Below are 16,179 nucleotides of genomic sequence, written 5' to 3' on the forward strand. Positions count from 1 at the left end.
GAGCATCCTCCGGGTGATTAAGTGACCGAGCCCGGCCACAGTCTCTAGAATCTCGCTATTACTGGAATGGAACCCGCTTAAATGGCTTGGCCGACCTTACGGATCATCGCGTTTATCAATGGTATTTTTCTCCTGACCTTGGCGATCAGCATGGCCGTTCCTATGTTGACGCTGGTGCTGTTTTCGCGACCTGACGAACTCAACGCCTTTCTCTGGTCGAGCCTAATCACCTTTGTCACCGGCGTCGCGCTGATCGCCCAGGGGCGACCCAAGGATGTGCAATTACGCCCACGCGACATGTACCTGCTGACGGTATCCAGCTGGGTGCTGGTGGGTCTATTCGCCTCCCTGCCTTTTATGTTTTCCCTGCATCTAGGCATCACCGACGCAGTGTTTGAAAGCATGTCGGGCATCACTGCGACGGGGGCGACCGTGCTGAGCGGACTGGACAGCATGTCGCCGGGCATTTTGATCTGGCGCTCGCTATTGCACTGGCTCGGTGGCATCGGTTTTATCGCCATGGCCGTGGCGATTTTGCCAATGCTGCGTATCGGTGGCATGCGCCTATTCCAGACCGAGTCCTCGGACCGTTCAGAAAAAATCATGCCGCGCTCGCACATGGTCGCCAAATACATGGTCGCGGCTTACGTGGGTATCAGCTTGCTCGGCTGCCTGGCGCTGTGGATTGCAGGCATGGGCCTGTTCGATGCGATCAACCACACCATGTCCGCCATCGCCACCGGTGGGTTCTCCACCTCAGACCAGTCGGTTGGCAAATGGACCGAGCCGGCCGTGCACTGGGTCACCATCGTGCTGATGATTCTCGGCAGCTTACCCTTCGTGCTGTTCGCTTCGATGCTGCGCGGCAACTACAAGGCCTTGATCAGGGACCAGCAGGTGCGCGGCTTCCTGGCTATTTTACTAACCACCTGGCTGCTGCTTGGCACCTGGTACTACCTGAGCACTGAGCTGCACTGGCTCGAAGCCATTCGCCACGTGGCGTTCAACACCACCTCGATCATGACCACCACCGGCTTTGCCCTCGGTGACTACACGCTTTGGGGCGGCTTTGCCGGCATGCTGTTTTTCTACTTGGGGTTTATTGGCGGCTGCTCAGGCTCGACCGCCGGCGGCCTGAAGATCTTCCGCTTTCAGGTGGCCTATGTGCTGCTCAGGGCCAACCTCCTTCAGCTGATTCACCCACGCGCAGTGATCAAGCAACAGTACAACCGTCATCACCTGGATGAGGACATTGTCCGCTCGATCCTGACCTTCTCATTCTTCTTCACCATCACCATCGCCGTGCTGGCCCTGGGCTTAACGCTCTGTGGCCTCGACTGGATCACCGCGCTCAGCGGCGCGGCCAGTACGGTGTCCGGTGTCGGCCCGGGCATGGGCCCGATCATCGGCCCGGCGGGTAACTTCTCCAGCTTACCGGACATGGCCAAGTGGCTGCTGACCTTCGGCATGCTGCTCGGCCGCCTGGAAATTCTCACCGTGCTGGTGCTGATGCTGCCGGCGTTCTGGCGACACTAAGAATGGCTGCGCGCGGTTACAGGCGCGCGCGGTACTCGCCCGGAGTGGTGTCAAACCAGCGGCGGAAGGCACGGAAGAAGTTGCTCGGGTCAGAAAACCCCAGCAGGTAGGAAATTTCCAACAGGGTCAAATTGGCCTGGCCCAGGTACTGCCCGGCCAATTCGCGGCGCGTATCATCGAGCAGGTGCTGGTAGCTGTTACCTTCATCCTGTAAGCGTCGCTGCAAGGTGCGCTCGGACAACAGCAGTGCCTGCGCCACCGCTTCGCGTTTGGGTTCGCCTTGGGGCAGCAGTCGGCATAGCGCCTGGCGCACCTGATGGGTCACCCGCGAACCGGAAAACCGCGCTAGGTAATCACCGGCAAAGCGATCATGCAACTGCGCCAATGCCTCATTGGCCGACGGCAGCGGTGCATCCAGATCAGCCCGCTCAAACAGTAATGCATAGTGCTCAGCGTTAAATTTCAGCGGGCACTGGAACACCTCTTGATAAGGTTGCAGATTCTCAGGAGCCGCGCCCATCAGGCTAACAAGTCGCGGACGCACTGTTTTACCAGTCAACCAACGGCAAAATGCCAATGAGTGCGCTAACGAGGCTTCGGCACTCTGCCGGGCCGACGGCAGACGGTCGCCGTGAATCGCCAGAACCAGCTCATAACCTTCGGCGGTCGGCCGGAAGCTAAGGTCGGCACCCTCGGCGATAATCCGCTGATAACGCACTAGGCGAGCAAAACCTTCCTGCAGATTGCGGCTACTCATGACCGCATAACCCACCACATTGAACGCTGATGGTCGCTGGATCTTCGCCATATTCAAACCAATGGCTGGGTTGCCCGAAGCCTGCACAGCCAGTTGCCAAAGACGGGTCATGCCATCCTGAGCAAAACGCGCATCAGCATCACTCAAGGCCGCATAGTCGAGGCCCAACTGGGTAAACAGGCTGCGGCAATCAACCCCGCCAAGCTCCAGGGCCGCGACAATGCCCGAGGCCCAGCTGGATGAAGTGGTACGTTCGCTCATGGCTAGATCTGTTCTTATTCGGCTCTGGAGGGCAACGCAAGGATACTAAACTGGCACTGAATGTCAGTGGCCCAGTGCATCAGCCGACCTAGACTGCTGGTTAGCTGCCTAGGCGGCAAGCAGAACCATAACAGGAGACCCTCATGAGCACTGATACCGACAGCCGCTTTAGTAGCTTCGCCGAGTTCTACCCCTATTACCTGCAGGAACACAGCAACAGCACCTGCAGACGGCTCCACTTCGCCGGGACAACGCTCGTCCTGACAATTATTGCCTACGTGTTTGTCACCGGCACTCTAAGCCTGCTCATCGCGTTGCCATTTGTAGGGTATGGATTTGCCTGGGTAGGACACTTCTTCTTTGAACACAACAAACCAGCAACCTTCCGCTACCCACGCTGGTCGCTGATGGGCGATTTTGTAATGTTCAAAGACATGCTTATCGGGCGGGTCGCTTTTTAAGCCCGCTTAATTTGCCAGGGCCTTAGGTGACGTTTTAGTCGTCATGTCGTGGCTCAATGAGCCTGGACAACCTCCAGGCCGGTAAAAAAGCACTGTCCAACTTCTGCCAACTGCCGCGGCTGAACTGGCTACCCCGATCTGAGTGAGCCGTCACTTACTGGCTTGCCTTATGCAGCCAAACCGAGCGCACCGATGCAGACAAACACGGCAATGACAGGGATCAGCACCGTCACGACAAAGATGTCTTTGTAAGCTTGTTTATGGTTCAGCCCCATGATCATCAACATGGCAATCACCGCGCCGCAATGGGGCAGCGAATCCAGACCGCCGGCAGCGATGTTAGCGATACGGTGCAGGATTTCAGGCTCCACCCCCATTTCCAAGTACTTGGGCGCCAGGGTCTGCATGAAGATCTGCAGCCCGCCGGAGGATGAGCCGACAATGCCTGAGACCACACTCACCGACGCGACAATGGACAACAGCGGCGGCAAATCCACGGCCAGCACCCACTGAACGAAATGGCTGAAGCCCACCGTCTGAGTGACGACGCTACCGAAGCCGATAACCGCAGCGGTATTGAGCAGCGGCATAATTGAGTCGTCAGCTCCCTGCCCAAGCAGCGCGAAGGTGTTTCGCCGCAACGCGGGGAACAGCACGATAGCCGTCAGCGTGGCGATGACCAGCGCCAGGCTAGGCCAGATGATAGGCTGGCTCTGGCTGAAGCTGAGTAACTGGCTGAGCATGCCACCACCCGCTCCCAGCCCACTGCTGAGCAGCAAACGGGGCAGCATAATGACCCCTAACACCACCACGATCGGCAGCAGCGCCATGCCCCAATGCGGTCCAGTGCCAGGGTCTCCTGCCATCTGCTCCATGCGTAAATCCTGAGCATTTTCCTCGAAACCTTCGCCCCGGGCCTGGGCGATGCGCCATTCACGCTGCATATACAGCATGCCTAGGGTAATCATCACCGCACTCGCTAGGAGTCCAACCCAGGCTCCGGCAAAAAGACTCGTGCCAAGGGCATTGGAGGCGATCACGTTGTGGATCGACGGTGAGCCCGGCAATGCAGTCATGGTGAACGTACCTGAGCCCAGCGCACTCGCCGCACAAAATAGACGCTTGGGCAAATTGGCTTCGCGCATGAGCGTAATGCCCAGTGGGTACATGGTGAAAATCACCACAAACACGACCACTCCGCCGTATGTCAGCAAGGCACAGACCGCTACCGTGACCCACAGCGTGCGTTGAATGCCCAAGGTACGGGTAATGGCCTGGGCGATACTGCTAGCCGCTTGGCTGGCGGCCATCACCTTGCCGAAGATCGCACCACAGAGAAACAGTACGAAAAATTTGCCGGCGAAGCTGAAAGCGCCCAGCGGCCCTAGGGGAAAGTATTCGAGTAGCGTTTGCGGTATCGCCAGGTCGTTGGTCAGCGCAATCACCAGCGAACACAAAAGCGCGGCAATAAGAATGTTAATCCCGCGCAACGCCATCCAGATGAGTAATCCAAGCCCAACAAACAGCCCTAAGTTAGCCACCATAAATCTACTTCCTTCTTGTTATAGGGCCACTGCATCGCAATAGCAGCGAATAAGCACACTGCGTTTATAGAGCAGGGTTAACGCAAAGGGTAGGAATATACGGTTTCTTTCTGGCACGACCTGGCTTGCGCGTATACGTCATTTAGGTCACTCGAAACGACCAACTGTTCGCGTGCTATCGCCTGCCCTGACAGGGCTAAACCACGGTGAGCGGAATGATTTAGTGCTGATCAATCGCGCGCTATTAGCTGATATCTCGACTGGTTGGAGCGCGAGTTGAACCGACTAGGCACGGCCATAAAGACTCTGCAAAATCAGCGCCTATTCAGAATAGCCATCCGCCAACCAATACTTCTCTCGTTAATACGCAGCTCGGTGCTGCATTCAATGCGTTTAGGCCACATCTAGCTCTAGCAGGCCGACCGCTGTCACAGCCTGCGCAGCCTTTCGGTCGGTGCTCTTGGCCGTTGCGGCGGGCTTGGTTATGATCCCTGATTATATTTGCGCAGCCCACTCGGTGCGCCACCCAGGTACCCAGCAGAGGTACCAGACGAGCAGCAGGGATTGTTTCAACGGATGAATGTCAAAAACGCCCAACGAATTTCCACCTTGCCAGCACCGCCGCTGCGCGAGTATTACTCTCGCGTACTGGCGTATATCGCCATTGCCGCCAGTATTGCCGCGGGTACTTATACCCAGCATTTCGGCTATGACATTCTCTGGATGGTGCCCTACGCCCTGCTCTACCCACATTTGGCGCACCACCTGAGCCTGCGTTTCAAGCGTGAGCATCGGCAACACACCAACCTCAGCCTGCTGTTTATCGATGCGTTGCACTGTGGCGCCGTCATCACACTGCTGGGCTTTTCGGTTGTGCCGTCTTTGATGGCCCTGCTGATCATGAACTTCAGCGCCCTAGTAATCGGAGGCATGCGCTACCTCGGGCTGGCCTCTCTAATCGCCTTCAGCAGTGCAGTTTTCACCTTTGCCATGACTAATGTCACAGCGGACTTTCACTCCCCGACACTGGTTGCGCTGGTCAGCATTGCCTTTACTACCTTGTATATCGGCATCACTGCTTATTTCGTGCATCAGCAGGGCCTGCGCCTGGCCCAGGTGCGCAGTGATATCAGCCGCGAGCAAGAGAAAGCGGCGCGCCTAGCGCGCAACCTGGCTAAATACCTGTCGCCACAAGTGTGGGAATCGATTTTCACCGGCAAAAAGAGCGTGCGCCTGGAAACCCAGCGTAAAAAGCTCACTGTGTTTTTCTCCGACATCAAGGGCTTTACCGAGCTGGCCGAAGAGCTGGAAGCCGAAGCCTTGACCGACCTACTCAACACCTACCTCAACGAAATGTCGAAGATCTGCCTGAAATACGGCGGCACCATCGACAAGTTTGTCGGCGACTGCGTGATGGTGTTCTTCGGCGACCCAAGCAGCAAAGGCGCAAAGAAAGATGCCGTGAATGCCGTGTCCATGGCCATCGCCATGCGTAAACATATGAAGGTGCTGCGCCAGCAATGGCGGGCCCAGGGTATTACCAAGCCGCTGGAGATCCGCATGGGCCTCAATACCGGCTACTGCACGGTGGGTAACTTTGGTGCTGACACACGCATGGATTACACCATCATCGGCCGCGAAGTGAACCTGGCCAGCCGCCTGGAAAGTGCCGCTGAGTCGGGTGAAATTCTGATTTCCCACGAGACCTATTCGCTGATCAAGGACGTGATCATGTGCCGCGACAAGGGTCAGATCACTGTCAAAGGCTTTACTCGACCGGTGCAGATTTATCAGGTGGTGGACTTCCGCCGCGACCTGGGCGCAACGTCTAGCTACGTCGAACATGAGCTGCCGGGCTTTTCCATGTACCTGGATACCAATGGCATCCAGAACTTCGACAAGGAAAAGGTCATTCAAGCCCTAGGGCAGGCGGCAGATAAGCTGCGCGACAAGGTGATTATGTAACGCTCACCTGTTCTGGTACGCACAGCTCACCATCGATCAAGGGTTGCTGCGCCAGAAACTCCAGCGCCGACGCCCGCCATGATTGTCGGGTCGCCAGCACAGCGCAGCGAGCGCGATCCAAGTCCAAGGCCGCTAAACAGGCCGTGTGCAAGTCCTCATCCATGACCCCGCTGACGCCCGCCTGAAGCACATCCAGCGGCCCGGCCACCGGAAACGCCGCCACCGGCGTGCCACAGGCCAGGGCCTCAAGCATCACCAAACCATAGGTGTCGGTGCGCGAGGGGAACACCAATACGCTGGCGCTCTGAAAGGCTTCAGCCAGTGCCTGGCCATGCTGGTAACCGAGAAAGCGCACCTGCGGATAAGCCGCCTGCAGCGCCTCACGCTGTGGGCCGTCACCGACCACACGCTGTTCTCCCGGCAAATCGAGGGCCAGAAAGGCCTCAATATTTTTCTCCGGGGCAATCCGCCCAACATACAAAAATACCGGTTTTGCCGCACTCTGCGGCCTTACCGACGGCTGAAACAGCTGCGTATCAACGCCCTTGCGCCACAACAGCAGGCGCTTAAACCCCCAGCTGGCAAACGCCTCGCGCATGCGCTCGGTGGTGACCAATACCGCCTGACTAGGTCGGTGAAACGCCCGTAAAAAGGCATACCCCCAGCTCAGCGGTACCCAGGGCCAACGGGTGTGCACGTATTCGGGAAAGCGCGTATGGATCGCGCTAGAGAATGCCAAGCCACGCTTGACCAACCAACGCCGCGCGGCCCAACCCAGTGGGCCTTCGGTGGCCAAGTGCACGCAATCAGGCTGAAAGCCCCTAATGGCGGCGCCCACCCGCCAGAGATTCCACACCAGGGCAATCTCTGGATAACTAGGGCACGGCAGCGCACGAAAATCCGCCGGCGATAGCAATTTGACCTGATGTCCCAGGCCGCACAGCTCGCTAATCAGCGCCTGCAAGCTGGTGACAACGCCATTGACCTGCGGCGACCAGGCATCGGAGACAATCAGCATCCTCACAGCGCCGGCTCTCCGGTAGCCACTGACGCAGCCTGGACCTGGCGCGCCTGGTCATCGGCCAGCCGATACAGTTCGATACTGCCATCCAGGTGTTCGATCAGCGCCGTGCAGGACTCCACCCAATCCCCGCAATTCATGTACTCCACTTCACCCATCGAGCGAATTTCGGCATGGTGAATGTGCCCGCAAATCACGCCATTGAAACCACGTTTGGTGCACTCATGAACGATGGCTTGTTCAAAATCGCTGATAAAGCTCACCGCGGTCTTAACCTTGTGCTTGAGGTAAGCCGACAGCGACCAGTAGCCGTAACCATAGCGACAGCGCCAGTAATTCAACCAACGGTTGAGGGTTAGGGTGAATTCATAGGCCGAGTCACCGAGAAAGGCCAGCCAGCGGTGATAACGAGTGATCACATCGAACTGATCGCCGTGAATCACCAACAGCCGGCGACCATCGGCGGTGATGTGTTCAGCCTCGTCGACCAGCTGGAGATTGCCGAGCATCAGGCTCGAATAGCGGCGCAGGAATTCGTCATGGTTGCCCGTTACGTAAATCACCTCGGTGCCACGCTTGCTCATGGTCAGCAGGCGGCGGATCACGTTGCTGTGTGCCTGCGGCCAGTACACACCGCGGCGCAACTTCCAACCGTCGATGATGTCGCCGACCAGGTAGATCTTGTCGGTTTGATAGCGCTTGAGAAACGCTGCCAGGTGTTCGGCTTGGCAGTCCCGAGTCCCCAGGTGAACATCGGAAATCCACAGGGTACGGACACGTTGCTTGCGGCTGGGCTTGGCGAGCTGAGCGCTGGTCATAGACGACCTCCGGCTGGGTTTGCTCGAGTCTGCGTAGCGCCGGTGAAGCAGCCATGACAAGCGCATGGCAGTTGAATGACAGACCGCTAGGCTGATCTGCGGGTAGACTTAGCGCCTGAAAAGGAGTCCAGCATGTCCTCGCCGCTGTCGTTGCGTCATTACAGCCATGAACTACTCAGCCACAGCCATGACTACGCGCAGCTGGTCTTTGGCCTGAGCGGCATACTGGAGTTCGAAGTTGCTGGGCGTGGCAGCCAAGTAAACCGACAGACGCTGGCCGTGGTGCCCAGCGATGCCCTGCACGCCTGCGGTAGCAAGCGCGGCAGCCATTGCCTGGTACTCGACGTACCTTGCGAGCGCTGGTTGCAACAACAACTGGGCAGCCACTTGGAGGCAACTCGCCGGTTGCTGGAAAAACCGGCGGCGGTCAGCCTCACCCCCGCGCAAAGCCAATTGGTCAATTGGCTGGCGGCCAGTGCGATCAATGATCCGGTGATTGCCCAGCAAGGCGCCGCACTGTTACTGGCCAGCCTGACCCACGCCGATACGCCGGTCCACGAAAGCAACGCCCTGCCACTGGCAGCGCTGGATGCGCATATTGATCAGCATGCTGCACACCCGCTGCAGGTGGCTGATCTGGCGCGCCTGGCAGGCCTGTCAGCGGCTCGCTTTCATGTACGCTTTCTCAGTGAAACTGGGCAGACACCCATGGATTATGTGCGCAGCCGCCGCCTGCAGCTGGCGCGTCAACTTTTGCAAAGCAGCACCCTGGCCATTGCTGAAGTCGCCGCTCGCGTTGGTTACAGCTCACAAAGCGCCTTTACTGCCGCCCTCACCCGCCAGTTCGGTCTGGCTGCACGCGCCTTACGTGTACAGCGCGACTAGTGCGACAAACGCCGCAAGTCCTGCGACAGACTTTTACCCGGCAGCCCCCTAGACTCCGCTGCTTAGACTGAGGAGCTGCGGCATGCAACAGATCGAGTGGGAAGAGTTTCAACGGGTAGAGCTGCGCGTCGGTACCGTGCTGTCTGCGGCGCTCAACGAAAAGGCCCTGAAGCCCGCCTATGTATTGCAGGTCGACCTCGGCGAGTTGGGCGTCAAACAATCCAGCGCCCAGCTAACGGCCCACTATCAATGCGCACAGTTGCTCGGCCGCCAAGTGCTCTGCGTGTGTAACTTTGCCGCCAAACGGATTGCCGGCGTGCGCTCCGAAGTGCTGGTGACAGGCGTGTATGACGCCGACAACAAAGTGGTGCTGGCCAGCTTCGACAAGCCTGTAGCAAACGGTGCACGCCTGGTATGAACCCACGTAACGCGCTGTGGGCCATCCATCTTGGCGCCCTGCTGTTCGGCCTCTCGGGCATTTTTGGCAAGCTGGCTAACACAACCCCGCAGATGATCTCTGCCGGTCGCGCGCTCTTCGCCGTGGTGGCGCTGCTGCTCTTTGCCAAGCTGTTCAGCAGTGTACGGCTGGTGCGCCTCAGCCTAAAACAGCTGAGCCAACTGGCCCTTGGCGGTGCGTTACTCGGCGGGCATTGGTGGAGCTTCTTTGAGGCGGTGCAGATTTCTGGTGTGGCCATCGCCACCCTGGGTTTCGCCAGCTTCCCGGCCTTCACCGTGCTGCTCGAAGGGCTGCTATTCCGTGAGCGTACGCAGCGAATTGAATACGCCATGGTGGCGCTGGTATGCCTAGGCTTGGTGCTGGTTACACCGCACTTCGATCTGGCCAGCCAGGCGACCACGGGGCTGCTCTGGGCAGTACTGTCGGGCTTGCTGTTCGCTCTGCTGTCGCTACTCAATCGCGCCAGCACTCGCGGCATCGACCCGGTGCAGGCGGCGTTGTACCAGAACCTGACAGTGCTACTGCTCTTTATGCCACTGGCCTGGCCAAGCCTACCCAGCGTTCACGCACAGGATTGGCTGTGGATGGCCCTGCTCGGGATCTTCTGTACCGGCCTGGCGCATAGCCTGTTCGTGGCCAGCCTAAGGGTGCTCAAGGCACGTACCACCGCCGTTATTTTCGCCCTCGAGCCGGTCTACGGAATTGCCTTCGCCTGGCTGCTTTTCAACGAACAACCCACCCTGCGCATGCTTGCCGGTGGCCTGCTGATTGTCAGTGCCATCTTCCTCTCAGCGCGCATGGCCAAGTGATCTCAAGCCAGACAGGCGGCGCTCAACGGTCGTTATGGCCCAGATCACGAGCGGGGTCGATCTGGTCACGCAGGCGCTGCTTGAGCACCTTGGCCTCAGGAAAGCCGCCATCGGCCTTGCGCTCCCAAATCTGCACACCATCACAGGTAATGCGAAATACGCCCCCAGTGCCAGGTTCCAGGCTGACCCGGGTCAGATCATCGCTAAAGCTCGACAACAGCTCTTGCGCCAACCAGGCTGCACGCAGCAGCCATTGGCATTGAGTGCAGTAGGTGATGACCACTTCAGCTTTGGCACTGGACATTGCAACGCTCACGGCAGGTGAAAAGCTGATCATAACGCTCACGCGTCTGGCTCGGCATAACAAAACGCCCACGTACCAAAGGCACGCGGGCGTTAGTCAGGCAGCGCGTTGAATCAGGCGATTTTGGCCAGCAACTGACGAGCTTCCTGCTTCTGCTGCTCATCACCCTCGTTGATCACTTCATTGAGGATTTGGCAGGCACTGTCCAAGCTGCCCTGTTCGATATGCGCTAACGCGGCATTCAGCTTTGAGACGTTATCGTGACTACCGTCTAGCTGATCGAGATCATCCAGAAAGGCTATGTTGAGTTCATCCCCGTCCCAACCATCGTGGGAAGTTTCCTCCACCAGCATCGACTCAGCAAACGGGCTGCGGGCATCGCGACTGCCCGACAGCCCGAAGATATCCGATCCCTTGGGCTTAGCCGCCGCACTGCTCTCGCCCTTATCGGCCACCTTATTGTGCACCGCAGGGGCAAAGGGGCTGACCAGATCCCAGTCGGCGTCCAAGGACATCTCGTCAAGGTTGAGCTGAACATCATTAGCGACCGGCTCAACGGACCCAGCCTCGACTTCATCGAGTTGCAGCACCATGTCCTCAATCTGGTTGGGCAACGGTGCATCTAACAACTCAGCGTGCCGTGCTTTCAGCTCATCGATGCGTACGGGATTAAAGCCCGACTCACGCACCCGTACTTCGTGGGCATCAAAGCCTTGGGCATCACCCAGCAACGCCAGTACTTCAAGCAGGCGGAAGCCAATGTCACTGCGTTGCGGCTGCGCGTCCCAGGCTTTTCGCAAGGTAGCGGCGGCCTCATTTAAGCGGCCATAAGCGATATACACATTGGCGCTTTGCAGGGCATCCTCGCCCGCTGCTGGCCATACCGGCCCGGCACGCGAAACGTCGCGTTCGGTTAAGGCAACCGCAACTGCAGGTTCTACCTTTGCAACGCTGTGCGTTTTGGGTGGGTTTGGTATGACCGCTGGCATGACCGACAGAGGCGCAGCCTCAATAGGCTTTCTACCGCGCCAGAACAAGCCAGCCACAGCCGCAATTAACAGCAGCAGCAAACCCGCGATGATCGCCAGCCAGTTGCTGCCTGACTCTGCCACCGGTGGATTTACCGCGACCGCTGCAGCTGCCGCGGCTACCTCGGCACTCGCGCGACCAGCAGCAAGCTCGGCCTGCAAGCCAGCAATTTGCTGATCACGGCTGTCCATCTGCTCCTGCAACTGCTGCACCTGCAAGCCCAGCTGGGCGAGACTCTGCTGCAACTGCAAGGTCTCAGCGGTCTGGTTGGCCAGTTCCTGCTCAACGCGGGCCTGCTCCTGTATCAGCACCTCAGCCGGCAGCTCGGCGCTGGCTGCTGGTGCAGCCTCGGCGTCATCAACAACTTGCAAAAACCCTTCTGCGACAGGCGGTTCGACCGCCGTCGCCGGCGCGCTGGCGATGCGATCGGGCAATAACAATTGCACGCCCGCACGCAGACGATTGATATCGCCATTGATAAAGGCCTGGGGATTGAGCGCATGAATGTCGTTTATCAATACTTGGGCGCTGTGCTCATTATCAGCAGTCAGTCGCGAAGCAATGCTCCACAAGCTGTCGCCACTGGCCACGCGGTAGCTGTTGCCTTGTTGCGCAGCCGGCAAAACTTTCGGCCGGGCGCGTTCGCTGACAGCAACTCGCGGTGCGGCTGGCACCAGAGAAGGATCGGGCAAACGGCTATAGGCAGCAGAGCTGGGCGGGTCGAGCAGCACGGTGTACTCGCGGTACAACTTGCCGCTGGGACGTGCCACCTCAACGATAAAGTTCAGATAGGGCTCACGTACCGCCTGAGTCGACACCACGCGAATCACGCTTTTACCGCCACGCAGCAACGGGGTAAAGCGCAGATTGTTGAAGAAATACAAACGCTCGACGCCAGAACGGCTAAACACATCAGCGGGCGCCAGGCGCACGCGCATGTCGGCATCATTCAGATCGCCCACATCAAACAATTCGATTTCAGCATCCAGCGGCTGACTGAGGGCCGAATGCAGGGTGATCTCGCCCAATCCAAGTGCTGGAACCAGACCTGAATAGAGGGCCGAACCGGATACCAAACCAATCAGAAACTGACGAACCTTTGCCATAAAAAACGCTCCCGGTGAATCCGTCTTCTGACCCTTCGCCGCTTCATATTGAAGACGTGCGCGTCCAGCGCTTACGAACGTACAGAAGTCGGCAAATGCTGCCCTGGGAAGTACATTCCGTGTTTAACCCGACTGGTGCATGGCGGTAATAACGAAGGACTAACTACTGAAAGCCAACAGTTTTTTGGCAAAAAGCCAGCACTGGCGCAAGCATAGGCTAACAGCTAAGAAAACGACAACTCCGTCACACTAACCTTTAGCGGTCAGCGCTTGCTTGATCTGACGCCACAGGCCGCCAGTACCGTGACCGCGAACACCGCCGCCACCAGCCAGAAGCTCTGTTTAAAGGCCAGCATCTCAGCAAATTGATCACCGCCTTCGACGCTGTGTCGCCACTCCAAAAAGAACGTCAGCAGATTCACCCCAAATGCGCCGCCCAGTTGCCGGACAAAGGTGATGGCTCCCGCCCCCTGAGCCAACTCCTCAGGGCTGAGGATATCCAGCGAGCCAGTACTCAACGCCGGCAGTAATATCCCCAGGCCGATGCGCCCGACGCTGGCCCAGAAGCACAGCACAAGAAACGATGCGCCCTGCTCGACCCAGGCTAAGCCTGCCGCTGACAACGCGAATATGAGTAAACCAGAACTCAGCAGCACAGCCGCTGACAGTCGATCGCTGAGCCAACCGCCGAGAAAAGACGCCATGCCCATTAGCAGCCCGGCTGGCAGCAGCAACATACCCGCACGCCCGGCGCTGAAACCTTCGACGGTTTGCAGATAGAGTGGGATCAGGTAGGTCGAACCATACAGCCCCAACCCCAGGGTCAATGCGACCCAGCTGGCACTGCGAAACCCCGCATGGCGCCACAGCGTCAGTGGCAACAGAGGCTGAGTAGCACGCCGGCTGCGCTGGATAAACACCATGCTAGCCACTAGCGCCAACGTACCCGGCAACCAGACCCTCGGCATCGTCCAGCTAAACCGCTGTGCTTCCGCGAGGAAACCCAACGCGGCGAATATCGCCACAGTCAGCCAGACAAAGGCCTGAATATCCAGGCGCGGCGTACTAAGCTGGCGTTCACTGGGCAACAACCATTGCCCGGCCAATATGGCCAGTAGGCACATTGGCAGCGGCATCCAGAAGATTGCTGCCCAGCCAAAATGATCGACCAAATAACCGCCGATTCCCGGCCCCAATGAAGGAGCCAGCATCACCCCCAGGCCATAGATGCCCAGCGCCATACCGCGACCGCCGTCGGCAAACACGCGAAAAATCAGCACCATCGCTAACGGCTGCACAATACCGGCGCATATTCCTTGCACGATACGCAGGCCTATCAGCTGCCAGGCGGCGTCAACCACCAGCGCCAACAGCGAGCTGATGATAAAGAGCAGCAAGCCGAACTGCGCTGTACGCCGCGCACCAAAACGCGCATGTGCCCAAGCCGCCAACAACAGACCAGCCGTCATGGCAGCGAGAAAACCGGTGGACAGCCACTGCGCCAGCGGCCGGCCGATGGCGAAGTCCGCCATGATCGCCGGCAAGGCAACGTTGATGCTGGTGGAGGCCAACACCATGGCCATGCTGCCTATCATCAACATCGTCAGCAGCCACTGCGGGTAACGCGGACCGAAACGTTGCTGCAGAGACTGCAGGTCATCACGCATCAGCGTTTTTCCAAGTTACTCAAGACCTGGGCGTGGACTTTCTGGCAACGACGTAACTCGTCCTCATCGATGCCCGCGAACACTTCCTGGCGCAGTTGCGCGGAGATGGCCTCAATCTGCTCAATCAGCGGCCGGGCTTGAGGGCTGAGGGCAATCTTCTTCGCCCGACGGTCTTCTGGCACGGCCTGGCGGCTGACCAACCCCTGAGCTTCCAGGCTGTCAAGCAAACGTGCCAGGGTTGGCCCTTCAACGCCAACGCTTTGCGCTAACTCGCGCTGGGTCGGCAATTCAGCAAAGCGCCCCAGGTGCAGCAGGACCAGCCAACGGGCCTGGGAAAGCCCCAAACTGACCAAGCGACGGTCCAGTTCAGCGCGCCAAGCGCGGGAGAGTTGGGCAACCTGCATGGCAAAACGGTGTTGATCGGTCAGTGACATGGCAAACGACTCTTAACTGTAAAAAACTAATTATTAGTCAGCTAACCATAACCCTCTTACCCAGGCAAGCCTGCGCAGGCTTTCACCACTTTGCATACTGGTCCTCAACAAAACCCCAGAGGTTGTTGATGCGCAATTCGGGTCGACCTATCGGGCGCAGCACACCGCTGAACTGACCGAAGATTTGCTTGAAGTTGCTCGCCAGCAACCCCACGTTCAGCCGCTCTTTGTGCAAACCCCGACCCTCAAAGCGCAACGCCACCTGACCGTCATGGGAGTTGATCAACCAAGGCTGCAGCGGCTGATCGCGATCAAAGGCAAACCTTACCGTATCGACTTTGAGCAATTCACCATCGAGCCAGAAGCAATTCTCGGTAAAGCTGGTTTCATTAACTCCGCAGGACAGGTTAAGGCCCACCCGTTGCTCACCCGCCTGGCCGGATAAACAGGCCCAATTCCAGTGGGTTTCCGGGCGCATATAACCGGCGGACCAGTCGTGGTGGGCGAATGCATCAATCTGCGTCAGATCGAAATCGCCCAGCGCGCTGCGCACGTGTCCCCTGCAGCGCACCCCTGCGACCTTTTGCGCATAGACCCAGCCATTGACGCCCGCCGGCGTATTGATACACAGCGGCTGAAACGCTGGCTGCGCTTCGGAAAAGCAGACGTCGATACGCGTGCCGTCATCCAACTCGACCAGCAAGCGCTTTTCCTTCGGCACCGCGCTATTTTCTAGGCGCAGCAGATTGCCGCCGCTGCGCAACTCGCAAACTCCCTGATCAGGGGTCTGCGAGAACTGACTACCGAAGCCCAGTGGCAGCTTGAACTGCCGCTCGATCATCCGTCCGCTGGCAGGGTGAAATAGGTAAACAAAACCCACCCCCAGCAGGCTGAGATTGGCTAGGGCACAACCGCCAATCAGCTCATCACTGATAAGACCGAAATACTGGAATTGATGGAAACGCCGCCATTTGGCCAGAGCGCCGAGCTTGCGCCCCATGGGCGAGCGGAAATCGAAATCACGGTAATTGATCAGCCCCGGCGCGACGGGAAAAATACCGTAGTGCGGCTGGCCGTTGGCCTGAATCAGTCGGTCCATAGGGCAGAGTTCACTCAAGAAAATGC

At 58.4% G+C, this 16,179-nt stretch carries 15 protein-coding genes; 6 read left to right on the forward strand and 9 right to left on the reverse strand.

Going from position 1 to position 16,179, the window contains the following annotated elements; translation table 11 throughout:
* Positions 1-81: 81 nt before the first annotated feature.
* Positions 82-1,536, forward strand: coding sequence for a TrkH family potassium uptake protein (locus tag BMZ32_RS01395; RefSeq protein WP_090238529.1), 1,455 nt, complete (start codon positions 82-84; stop codon positions 1,534-1,536).
* A gap of 16 nt (positions 1,537-1,552) precedes the next feature.
* Here the strand turns inward: BMZ32_RS01395 and BMZ32_RS01400 are convergent, their stop codons facing one another.
* Positions 1,553-2,554 carry an AraC family transcriptional regulator gene (locus BMZ32_RS01400; RefSeq protein WP_090238532.1) on the reverse strand — a complete coding sequence of 334 codons (1,002 nt, stop codon included), beginning with the start codon at positions 2,552-2,554 and terminating at the stop codon, positions 1,553-1,555.
* A gap of 143 nt (positions 2,555-2,697) precedes the next feature.
* Between BMZ32_RS01400 and BMZ32_RS01405 the strand changes: the two genes are divergently transcribed.
* Positions 2,698-3,015 (forward strand): Mpo1-like protein, encoded by a 318-nt coding sequence (locus BMZ32_RS01405; protein WP_090238536.1) that lies wholly within the window; start codon positions 2,698-2,700, stop codon positions 3,013-3,015.
* A 167-nt stretch (positions 3,016-3,182) separates the two neighbouring features.
* Here the strand turns inward: BMZ32_RS01405 and BMZ32_RS01410 are convergent, their stop codons facing one another.
* The gene (locus BMZ32_RS01410) at positions 3,183-4,559 is read right to left on the reverse strand and encodes a GntP family permease (protein WP_090238539.1); all 1,377 of its coding nucleotides are present in this window, start codon (positions 4,557-4,559) and stop codon (positions 3,183-3,185) included.
* A gap of 576 nt (positions 4,560-5,135) precedes the next feature.
* Between BMZ32_RS01410 and BMZ32_RS01415 the strand changes: the two genes are divergently transcribed.
* Positions 5,136-6,524: an adenylate/guanylate cyclase domain-containing protein gene (locus BMZ32_RS01415; protein ID WP_090238542.1), complete on the forward strand. Its 1,389-nt coding sequence runs from the start codon at positions 5,136-5,138 to the stop codon at positions 6,522-6,524.
* Here the strand turns inward: BMZ32_RS01415 and BMZ32_RS01420 are convergent.
* Both BMZ32_RS01420 and BMZ32_RS01425 read right to left on the reverse strand, forming a co-directional pair.
* The gene (locus BMZ32_RS01420) at positions 6,517-7,548 is read right to left on the reverse strand and encodes a glycosyltransferase family 4 protein (protein WP_090238545.1); all 1,032 of its coding nucleotides are present in this window, start codon (positions 7,546-7,548) and stop codon (positions 6,517-6,519) included. The genes BMZ32_RS01415 and BMZ32_RS01420 overlap by 8 nt on opposite strands.
* Positions 7,545-8,363, reverse strand: coding sequence for a UDP-2,3-diacylglucosamine diphosphatase (locus BMZ32_RS01425; protein WP_090238549.1), 819 nt, complete (start codon positions 8,361-8,363; stop codon positions 7,545-7,547). The genes BMZ32_RS01420 and BMZ32_RS01425 overlap by 4 nt, the downstream gene beginning before the upstream one ends.
* Before the next feature lie 132 nt (positions 8,364-8,495).
* On the opposite strand from BMZ32_RS01425, the gene BMZ32_RS01430 reads away from it, so the two are divergent.
* The 3 genes from BMZ32_RS01430 to BMZ32_RS01440 all read left to right on the forward strand — a co-directional run bounded on the left by BMZ32_RS01430 (position 8,496) and on the right by BMZ32_RS01440 (position 10,514).
* Positions 8,496-9,248 carry an AraC family transcriptional regulator gene (locus BMZ32_RS01430; RefSeq protein WP_090238553.1) on the forward strand — a complete coding sequence of 251 codons (753 nt, stop codon included), beginning with the start codon at positions 8,496-8,498 and terminating at the stop codon, positions 9,246-9,248.
* An 82-nt stretch (positions 9,249-9,330) separates the two neighbouring features.
* Complete coding sequence (locus tag BMZ32_RS01435) at positions 9,331-9,666, forward strand: tRNA-binding protein (RefSeq protein ID WP_090238556.1); 336 nt, start codon at positions 9,331-9,333, stop codon at positions 9,664-9,666.
* On the forward strand, positions 9,663-10,514 hold the full coding sequence (locus BMZ32_RS01440; RefSeq protein WP_090238559.1) for a DMT family transporter: 852 nt from the start codon (positions 9,663-9,665) through the stop codon (positions 10,512-10,514). Before BMZ32_RS01435 ends, BMZ32_RS01440 begins: the two co-directional genes overlap by 4 nt.
* Positions 10,515-10,536: 22 nt before the next feature.
* On the opposite strand, the gene BMZ32_RS01445 is transcribed toward BMZ32_RS01440, so the two are convergent.
* From BMZ32_RS01445 to BMZ32_RS01465, 5 genes are all read right to left on the reverse strand, one after another.
* Positions 10,537-10,818, reverse strand: coding sequence for an Rdx family protein (locus BMZ32_RS01445; protein WP_090241486.1), 282 nt, complete (start codon positions 10,816-10,818; stop codon positions 10,537-10,539).
* Between the two features lie 113 nt (positions 10,819-10,931).
* Positions 10,932-12,953 carry a motility hub landmark protein FimV gene (locus BMZ32_RS01450; protein ID WP_208598671.1) on the reverse strand — a complete coding sequence of 674 codons (2,022 nt, stop codon included), beginning with the start codon at positions 12,951-12,953 and terminating at the stop codon, positions 10,932-10,934.
* A 263-nt stretch (positions 12,954-13,216) separates the two neighbouring features.
* Complete coding sequence (locus BMZ32_RS01455) at positions 13,217-14,620, reverse strand: DHA2 family efflux MFS transporter permease subunit (protein WP_090238562.1); 1,404 nt, start codon at positions 14,618-14,620, stop codon at positions 13,217-13,219.
* Positions 14,620-15,054: a MarR family transcriptional regulator gene (locus BMZ32_RS01460; protein ID WP_090238564.1), complete on the reverse strand. Its 435-nt coding sequence runs from the start codon at positions 15,052-15,054 to the stop codon at positions 14,620-14,622. Before BMZ32_RS01460 ends, BMZ32_RS01455 begins: the two co-directional genes overlap by 1 nt.
* An 82-nt stretch (positions 15,055-15,136) precedes the next feature.
* Positions 15,137-16,153, reverse strand: coding sequence for a DUF2804 domain-containing protein (locus BMZ32_RS01465; RefSeq protein ID WP_090238565.1), 1,017 nt, complete (start codon positions 16,151-16,153; stop codon positions 15,137-15,139).
* Positions 16,154-16,179 lie beyond the last annotated feature (26 nt).

Source organism: Pseudomonas guineae (assembly GCF_900113745.1).
GTDB lineage: Bacteria > Pseudomonadota > Gammaproteobacteria > Pseudomonadales > Pseudomonadaceae > Aquipseudomonas > Aquipseudomonas guineae.

What these genes read in the sequence shown, in the direction of transcription:
- BMZ32_RS01405 (WP_090238536.1), top strand. Translation starts at nt 2,698, where the DNA reads ATGAGCACTGATACCGACAGCCGCTTTAGTAGCTTCGCCGAGTTCTAC.
- BMZ32_RS01435 (WP_090238556.1), top strand. Translation starts at nt 9,331, where the DNA reads ATGCAACAGATCGAGTGGGAAGAGTTTCAACGGGTAGAGCTGCGCGTC.
- BMZ32_RS01455 (WP_090238562.1), bottom strand. Translation starts at nt 14,620, where the DNA reads ATGCGTGATGACCTGCAGTCTCTGCAGCAACGTTTCGGTCCGCGTTAC.
- BMZ32_RS01445 (WP_090241486.1), bottom strand. Translation starts at nt 10,818, where the DNA reads ATGTCCAGTGCCAAAGCTGAAGTGGTCATCACCTACTGCACTCAATGC.
- BMZ32_RS01450 (WP_208598671.1), bottom strand. Translation starts at nt 12,953, where the DNA reads ATGGCAAAGGTTCGTCAGTTTCTGATTGGTTTGGTATCCGGTTCGGCC.
- BMZ32_RS01415 (WP_090238542.1), top strand. Translation starts at nt 5,136, where the DNA reads ATGAATGTCAAAAACGCCCAACGAATTTCCACCTTGCCAGCACCGCCG.
- BMZ32_RS01440 (WP_090238559.1), top strand. Translation starts at nt 9,663, where the DNA reads ATGAACCCACGTAACGCGCTGTGGGCCATCCATCTTGGCGCCCTGCTG.
- BMZ32_RS01465 (WP_090238565.1), bottom strand. Translation starts at nt 16,153, where the DNA reads ATGGACCGACTGATTCAGGCCAACGGCCAGCCGCACTACGGTATTTTT.
- BMZ32_RS01410 (WP_090238539.1), bottom strand. Translation starts at nt 4,559, where the DNA reads ATGGTGGCTAACTTAGGGCTGTTTGTTGGGCTTGGATTACTCATCTGG.
- BMZ32_RS01430 (WP_090238553.1), top strand. Translation starts at nt 8,496, where the DNA reads ATGTCCTCGCCGCTGTCGTTGCGTCATTACAGCCATGAACTACTCAGC.
- BMZ32_RS01425 (WP_090238549.1), bottom strand. Translation starts at nt 8,363, where the DNA reads ATGACCAGCGCTCAGCTCGCCAAGCCCAGCCGCAAGCAACGTGTCCGT.
- BMZ32_RS01400 (WP_090238532.1), bottom strand. Translation starts at nt 2,554, where the DNA reads ATGAGCGAACGTACCACTTCATCCAGCTGGGCCTCGGGCATTGTCGCG.
- BMZ32_RS01395 (WP_090238529.1), top strand. Translation starts at nt 82, where the DNA reads ATGGCTTGGCCGACCTTACGGATCATCGCGTTTATCAATGGTATTTTT.
- BMZ32_RS01460 (WP_090238564.1), bottom strand. Translation starts at nt 15,054, where the DNA reads ATGTCACTGACCGATCAACACCGTTTTGCCATGCAGGTTGCCCAACTC.